The following is a 7101-nucleotide window of genomic DNA, read 5'->3' as shown; positions in this document are numbered from 1 at the left end:
ATAATGTTTTAGACTTTGATAGACACAGGTTAAATTTTTTTAGCTAACGCCCTATTACTTATCTATTTATCATACTGATGAATTTCGATTCTAGACCTCATCATCAGCGGATAAATTGAAAAGTATATACTATGGTATCTGATGACTATTTATCCTTAACGAAGGATAACAATACCAATATAAAGAGATAAATCCATTTATTCCTTTTAATGCTATTTATTCCGCTGAATAGTTAATTATTCTTTTATACATTAAAATATCAATTACTCAGTTAATCTTCATTATTACTTTCGCTATAAGTCATTTCTTCATATATCACTTCATTAACAGTAGGTTGTCTATAAGCAACAAAATAGTCTTCCCCCACGATAAATAATGTATTGTTCATATAAATGGCTTGATTACCATGTAATAAAAATTTAGATAAGAGTGAGTTTTTAATATTATCAATAGTTATATAGGTTAATTCATCGCTAATATCGATATCATGCTCTTTAAAGTTAGCGATATGCTTTTGATATAATTCATCATTGCCAAAAAATTGTTTTGAATTGGCCTTACCAAAGGTGACTGAATAAGCCTGTTGATAGTTCACACAAAGTGTTTTTTCATTGGGATTGAAGGTTAATGTGACATCATCAAGCGCATCTAATCTTCCGCCATCAAAACGTAAATAGTTATTTGCTTGATTACTGGTTAAGAGAAGACTTTGCGCTGAGTGTTGACTTTTATCTTTAATGGCAAATTCGCGGTAACAATTAGAGGTAGTAGGCAGTTCTTGAAACTTTCCTTTATTTGTGACCTGAAAATGTTGAATCTCCATTGTTTCATCTTCAAAGCGTTGGCGACGTTCGATAAAATAGTTTTTATCAATGGTAAAGTACCGATAACCAACAGCTTGCCCATCACCGCCAGGACCGCCTCGAGTTGTGGTTATGTAGTTGAACATTAATAATTTATCTAGAACTTTATAGTCACTTGAAAAAAGATATAAAAATGAATCTGCTTCGCCACTGTCCCAGAATACATCAATAAATATTGGATTTATAATGGATGAAATGGGAGAAAATTTTGTTCCGTATATATCTGTTGCAGACCATGGAAGATCCAAAAAATTTTTAAAATGAAGAGATATTTGTTTTGACATTCGATCTCGATCTAATACATAAGCCTGTTTTGCATTAAATGGCACCTCAATTATGGGTAATTGAGGTACGTCTTTAATAAATTCCTTTTCAAAATAAGGTTTTGAATAAAATACTGGCTCACCATTTTTTCCAAATAGAAGTAGTATATCGTCCAATAATATTACTTGCCTATTTTGTGTTACATACTGTTTTAATAGACTATTATCAATGGTTTTATCAAATTGAAGATAAGTAATGCTATCATTTAATTTAATATTATAATTATACGCTAGTAATTCTTGCTGTTCTTTTAAATCAAAATATGTTTGTTCAATATTATTTTTTATAAAAAAATCTTTTGTAGGCATAGTGTTACGTGTAATCAAAAACGGCTGATTATTAAAATAAAATTTATCACCAAGCAATTTTATATCAAAATCAATCGTTGTTTCATTTATCAATGTACCGCTAATACCATAAATAATTCCCCAATTATCCAAAGTTTTTTTCTCATCAGCGGTAGCTGATGATACAATTAAGCTCAAGAATAATAAACATAAAATAAAATGTAATTTGATTGTTTTCATATGTTTTTTAACCTTTATTAATTATTAATGATCGCATTGGTAATCCATTAACTTGTTCAACGCTTTTGGCAAAATATTCATCTTTCAAATAATCTATTTCAAAACTTCTTACATCAAAATGTACCCATGTTGATGCTACAGCTTGCTCTCTTGGTTTTTTTACTCGATTCCCTGCCTCTAAAGAAATAACATTTTCAACATCCCATCTATAATGTGCATTACAATACTTAATCATCACTTCTCTTGCATCATCACATAAATGAGATACTGTGATTTTAGGATTATTGCAAACCATATGAATATCTAGCGCTTTCCTCATATGATCAGTAGTTTTCGGTAAATTCATCCGTTGGTACATTGCCACCAATGAATAAAACCGTGTTTTATCATCAGAGGATAAGTTGGAATGGCTGCCATAACAAGAGTGGCGTTTTGATATGGTTTGTTGAGTACCCGCCTCGATATTGAGTAATACGACCACAACCAATAAATCACTGATTATTTATCTCAGTATGTTATTAATCATCTTCATCATCATTTGTATTAATATAATTTCGACAACCGACTGTCTCTTTAGGTTTACAGGCTCTCTGTTTTTTATATTCATATTGGTGGTTATCTTTGTTTACATGACTGCCCTCTTTATATAAACATTCGGTGTTGACGCGTTTATAGTAGTTATTACCTGTGTATTGAAATATATCCCTTAAATCTATATGGTCATTATTTTTTTTACCAGGGCAGTTTTTGTAGCTGGTGGCAGTTTTTTCTTCGTAATCAAAGCGGAATGCATTGCCTTCAAGATTTAATTTAACAAATTGTTGTTGGGTTTTGTCATAAACGTAATAGTCGGCTGTGGTATTAGCGCCTGTTAATCTATCTTTGAAGAGATAAAAGTCATTGTTATCTCCATCAAAATTAAAATCAAAGTCATCATTAGTTATGATATTAACTTCACCATGAAACTCATATCCTTTGATACCGGTAATAGTTTGAATAAGCCTGCCATCATGTTTGCTATATATTTTGATACAATTAAGCTCAAGAATAATAAACATAAAATAAAATGTAATTTGATTGTTTTCATATGTTTTTTAACCTTTATTAATTATTAATGATCGCATTGGTAATCCATTAACTTGTTCAACGCTTTTGGCAAAATATTCATCTTTCAAATAATCTATTTCAAAACTTCTTACATCAAAATGTACCCATGTTGATGCTACAGCTTGCTCTCTTGGTTTTTTTACTCGATTCCCTGCCTCTAAAGAAATAACATTTTCAACATCCCATCTATAATGTGCATTACAATACTTAATCATCACTTCTCTTGCATCATCACATAAATGAGATACTGTGATTTTAGGATTATTGCAAACCATATGAATATCTAGCGCTTTCCTCATATGATCAGTAGTTTTCGGTAAATTCATCCGTTGGTACATTGCCACCAATGAATAAAACCGTGTTTTATCATCAGAGGATAAGTTGGAATGGCTGCCATAACAAGAGTGGCGTTTTGATATGGTTTGTTGAGTACCCGCCTCGATATTGAGTAATACGACCACAACCAATAAATCACTGATTATTTATCTCAGTATGTTATTAATCATCTTCATCATCATTTGTATTAATATAATTTCGACAACCGACTGTCTCTTTAGGTTTACAGGCTCTCTGTTTTTTATATTCATATTGGTGGTTATCTTTGTTTACATGACTGCCCTCTTTATATAAACATTCGGTGTTGACGCGTTTATAGTAGTTATTACCTGTGTATTGAAATATATCCCTTAAATCTATATGGTCATTATTTTTTTTACCAGGGCAGTTTTTGTAGCTGGTGGCAGTTTTTTCTTCGTAATCAAAGCGGAATGCATTGCCTTCAAGATTTAATTTAACAAATTGTTGTTGGGTTTTGTCATAAACGTAATAGTCGGCTGTGGTATTAGCGCCTGTTAATCTATCTTTGAAGAGATAAAAGTCATTGTTATCTCCATCAAAATTAAAATCAAAGTCATCATTAGTTATGATATTAACTTCACCATGAAACTCATATCCTTTGATACCGGTAATAGTTTGAATAAGCCTGCCATCATGTTTGCTATATATTTTGATACCAACGATATTTGCTTCTTGATTTTTTTGTTTAGATATTATCACTTTAAAATAGAAATCCTTAGTGCTATCTCGTTGTAAATAATCGATATTGTAAAATTCTGCTTCACGCAATGAACGTTCATCGTATTTTTTATATTCAAATGTTTTATGTAAATTTATTTTATCTCCGTTAAGAGTACGTCCAGTTAGATATGGATAGGCGTCTGCATCATAATTAAATATGTTTCTATCAAAATTCTCAATAACTATTTTATCCACTATTTTTTCAAAAGAATTTGCGTAATAAACTTCAAAATTAAACGTATCATTATTTTTTCTAATGAAACTTAAACGTTTAACTTGATTCTCTTTACCGTCAAGATAAACCGCATATTCATCATCAAAATAAAATTCTGCGTTATCTTGCCCAATAGTACCGGTATAAATACGAAACATGGCATGACTAATAGCGGGGGTTAATAATATAGTCAGTAAGATACTTTTTATATATTTCATTTTGTTATTCCTTATTTTTTATTTGTGCGTTGTTGTTTGACTTTCGCTTTTCTCTCGGAATTTTTTTCGCTGCTTTTTCTTTTGATCTTCGCTCTTTTACTTTTTCCTGCTGCCAGCTTTATTTAATATCTTGGTGGACTTCGTCCACTTTGTTAAACGCAAAATTTTGCTGCTAAGGCTGGGTTAACCCTCGGTTGATCAACTTTGCTTCGATAATCTTTTTTTGTTGCTGTTTTTTCTGATCCAAATAATTGGTCTATCTCTTTCCATTTACTTAACTGTGCATCCAGCATACTATTTACTTTCATAGTTTAATAATAGATGGTCAATTTGTTGAGCGTCCTATTACTGTGTAATCCTTGCTTTAAATATTTATGGGTAAACGGAGGTAGCGGTTTTTTACGCTGCGTTGAATAGAGATAGGTTTGGGTTAATATGCGGTGTAATGCGGTCATGGTCGGGATGTAATCGGCTAAATCTAACTTAGCTACTTGATTTTTGTTGATTTTATCGACCAATTCCCCCGGCGTCGCTTTCTCTTCTATGGTGTTAAACTCTGCCCAGTGCCAAGGGCTAACAATTTTTATCTGTTCTTGTGCATTTTCTTCAATATTGCCCCAAGTTTCTATCGGGATAACTTCCTCATTACTGGTAGGTGATCTTAATTCGTCAAAAGCTATCATTTTGTATGATTACTTAATCAGGAGAATGAACTTTTATTAATTTTGTTTTATCGTTCTGATAAATAAAAGTATAATAGGTCACTCCTCCTTGAAAATATTGCGTAATTTCTAACTTATTTTTTCCTGACCATTTATATTCAACATCTACACCATAATCTTCATAAAAAGCAGAAAAATTTTCACCTGCTTTAATTTTTTTCCTAAAAACATAAGAAGAATTATAATACATAGCATTATAGACATCCAAAATTGTCATGTTTTTATAATAGCAAGTATGAGTGGTTTCCATATCCACTTGTTGGTATTTGAGGCATTTTACGTTATTATTATAATTATTAATATTTTTTTCATCCTGCTTGGGTAGTCGCTGAAAAAAAATTAATTGTTTTCTTATAGGAATCGCTAAATTATTTTTTATTTGTATGATTGGCAATTTATTAAATTCATTACATTCATTTGATAGACTAGATTTATCAAGAAAATAAAGTCTACTAATTTCATTGAATGACAAATTATTTTGACTAAGATATTCACCATAATTTTCTAAAAAATCAATTTTATTTAATTGGTTATTAATATCTTCCTGATTTCCCACAAATGGCTTAAATTTACAAGAAGCAAGAATAAGTATTTGCCGATTATTAGTGGCAAAATCACCTACTAGATTTAATATTTTTTCTCTTTCTTCCGCTTTTCCCCTTAATAATTCTTTTTTCAATGAATAGTAAGTCTTTTTACCAGAATCACCATCTGAAGCATAAACAAAATAAGGCAATAAAATTATCAATAAACTTTTAAATAAAAATTTTTTCATCTTTAATTCCAAATTTCTAAAGTTCTATCCCAAAAGTACTCTGATATCCTTCTTTTAATAACTCTAAAGGATCGATTAAATCAGCGCGTCTTTGATAAGGTAAATTTGACCTATTAGTTAACGGTTTTTTTAAATCTAGACCGTTTGCTCCTGAATAATATTCTAAATGTAACATATAAATTATTTTTCCATTAATAACTAGTACAGGCTTGAATTTTTGTTCTATACCATTTACCTTAATTATCTGAGTATAATTACTCTTTTCTCCTGGCTCTAGCTCTTCCAATAATAATCCCGTTTTTGCAAGTACTGTACCTTGTTTGAGAACATCACCGACTTCAACTTTGATGCTCTTTTTATCTACTTCACCATAACGAATAATAAATTGACGTCCACTATTCGTTTTATGTTTTATTGTTATTTGATGAGTTTTACAATAAAAAGGACTAACATCTAATACAACACCATCACATATTGCAACAATTTCAGTTTCTGGTTCAGTATATAAATCTCGTCCCGCATGTTTTCTTTTGCCACCGCTACGATTCCATCCAAACATTGTTTGATTATTATTTTTAGTCCAGTTAAAATTTTTACCAAACCTCATGTCAAAATTATTTATCGGTTTTGTTTTTAAAGGGAAAATAATTTCAGGGCTATTCTCATTAAAATAATCAATCATCGCCACCGGATGAATAAACCACGCTTTTCCATCCATTGATAAGTTAGAAAGTATCGGCGTGTTAGCATTAACAGGGGATTGGTTAGAGTTTGCTCTTTGCGCCTCTGCCACCTTTGCCATCAATAATCAATTCTGGCCTATATCGCTTCGTTATTTTAGGACTAATTTTAATTTCAACAATATGACTACTTTTTTCACCTTTTTTGAGTTCTTTAAGTAATAATCCTGTTTTTGCAATTATAGTACCTTGTTTTACTACATCACCAACTTCAACTTTAACACTTTCTTTATCTACCTCACCGTAACGAATAATAAATTGCTGGCCACTCTTAGTTTCATGTTTTATTGTTATCTGATATGTTTGAGAATAAAAATTACTTATTTCTAGGACTATACCGTCACTAATAGCAACAATTTCCGTTTCTGGTTCAGTATATAAATCACGTGCTGCATGTTTTCTTCCACCACTACGCCTCCATCCAAACATTGTTTGATTATTATTTTTAGTCCAATTAAAGTTTTTACCAAATTGTTTATCATAATTGTTTATAGGTTTTACTTTTAATGGGAAAATAATTTCAGGGCTATTCTC

At 30.8% G+C, this 7101-nt stretch carries 10 protein-coding genes; all 10 read right to left on the bottom strand.

Annotated elements, in window-relative coordinates:
* Positions 1 to 271 precede the first annotated feature (271 nt).
* On the bottom strand, positions 272 to 1714 hold the full coding sequence (locus tag O970_RS09390; protein WP_133459439.1) for a hypothetical protein: 1443 nt from the start codon (positions 1712 to 1714) through the stop codon (positions 272 to 274).
* Between the two features lie 7 nt (positions 1715 to 1721).
* Positions 1722 to 2201 carry a hypothetical protein gene (locus O970_RS09385; RefSeq protein WP_133459437.1) on the bottom strand — a complete coding sequence of 160 codons (480 nt, stop codon included), beginning with the start codon at positions 2199 to 2201 and terminating at the stop codon, positions 1722 to 1724.
* Positions 2202 to 2232: 31 nt separating this feature from the next.
* On the bottom strand, positions 2233 to 2772 hold the full coding sequence (locus O970_RS09380; RefSeq protein WP_133459438.1) for a hypothetical protein: 540 nt from the start codon (positions 2770 to 2772) through the stop codon (positions 2233 to 2235).
* A gap of 36 nt (positions 2773 to 2808) precedes the next feature.
* Positions 2809 to 3288, bottom strand: a complete 480-nt coding sequence (locus O970_RS09375) for a hypothetical protein (RefSeq protein ID WP_133459437.1) — start codon at positions 3286 to 3288, stop codon at positions 2809 to 2811.
* A gap of 31 nt (positions 3289 to 3319) precedes the next feature.
* A complete protein-coding gene (locus O970_RS09370; RefSeq protein WP_133459436.1) occupies positions 3320 to 4330 on the bottom strand; it encodes a hypothetical protein in 1011 nt (336 codons plus the stop codon).
* 152 nt (positions 4331 to 4482) lie between these two features.
* Positions 4483 to 4638, bottom strand: coding sequence for a hypothetical protein (locus O970_RS10015; RefSeq protein ID WP_238610636.1), 156 nt, complete (start codon positions 4636 to 4638; stop codon positions 4483 to 4485).
* A gap of 3 nt (positions 4639 to 4641) precedes the next feature.
* Positions 4642 to 5013 carry a hypothetical protein gene (locus tag O970_RS09365; RefSeq protein WP_133459435.1) on the bottom strand — a complete coding sequence of 124 codons (372 nt, stop codon included), beginning with the start codon at positions 5011 to 5013 and terminating at the stop codon, positions 4642 to 4644.
* A 13-nt stretch (positions 5014 to 5026) separates the two neighbouring features.
* A complete protein-coding gene (locus tag O970_RS09360; protein ID WP_133459434.1) occupies positions 5027 to 5827 on the bottom strand; it encodes a hypothetical protein in 801 nt (266 codons plus the stop codon).
* A 16-nt stretch (positions 5828 to 5843) separates the two neighbouring features.
* Entirely contained in the window at positions 5844 to 6629 is a 786-nt protein-coding gene (locus O970_RS09355) for a M23 family metallopeptidase (RefSeq protein WP_133459433.1), read from the bottom strand.
* On the bottom strand, positions 6592 to 7101 hold a 510-nt coding region (locus O970_RS09350; protein WP_133459432.1), incomplete at its 5' end, for a M23 family metallopeptidase. The genes O970_RS09350 and O970_RS09355, both read right to left, overlap by 38 nt.

Source organism: Candidatus Schmidhempelia bombi str. Bimp (assembly GCF_000471645.3).
GTDB lineage: Bacteria > Pseudomonadota > Gammaproteobacteria > Enterobacterales > Orbaceae > Utexia > Utexia bombi.
Note: the sequence above shows the minus strand (reverse complement) of the source record. Positions and strands in the feature narration are given on the sequence as shown.

What these genes read in the sequence shown, in the direction of transcription:
- O970_RS09390 (WP_133459439.1), bottom strand. Translation starts at nt 1,714, where the DNA reads ATGAAAACAATCAAATTACATTTTATTTTATGTTTATTATTCTTGAGC.
- O970_RS09380 (WP_133459438.1), bottom strand. Translation starts at nt 2,772, where the DNA reads ATGTTTATTATTCTTGAGCTTAATTGTATCAAAATATATAGCAAACAT.
- O970_RS09370 (WP_133459436.1), bottom strand. Translation starts at nt 4,330, where the DNA reads ATGAAATATATAAAAAGTATCTTACTGACTATATTATTAACCCCCGCT.
- O970_RS10015 (WP_238610636.1), bottom strand. Translation starts at nt 4,638, where the DNA reads ATGAAAGTAAATAGTATGCTGGATGCACAGTTAAGTAAATGGAAAGAG.
- O970_RS09365 (WP_133459435.1), bottom strand. Translation starts at nt 5,013, where the DNA reads ATGATAGCTTTTGACGAATTAAGATCACCTACCAGTAATGAGGAAGTT.
- O970_RS09360 (WP_133459434.1), bottom strand. Translation starts at nt 5,827, where the DNA reads ATGAAAAAATTTTTATTTAAAAGTTTATTGATAATTTTATTGCCTTAT.
- O970_RS09355 (WP_133459433.1), bottom strand. Translation starts at nt 6,629, where the DNA reads ATGGCAAAGGTGGCAGAGGCGCAAAGAGCAAACTCTAACCAATCCCCT.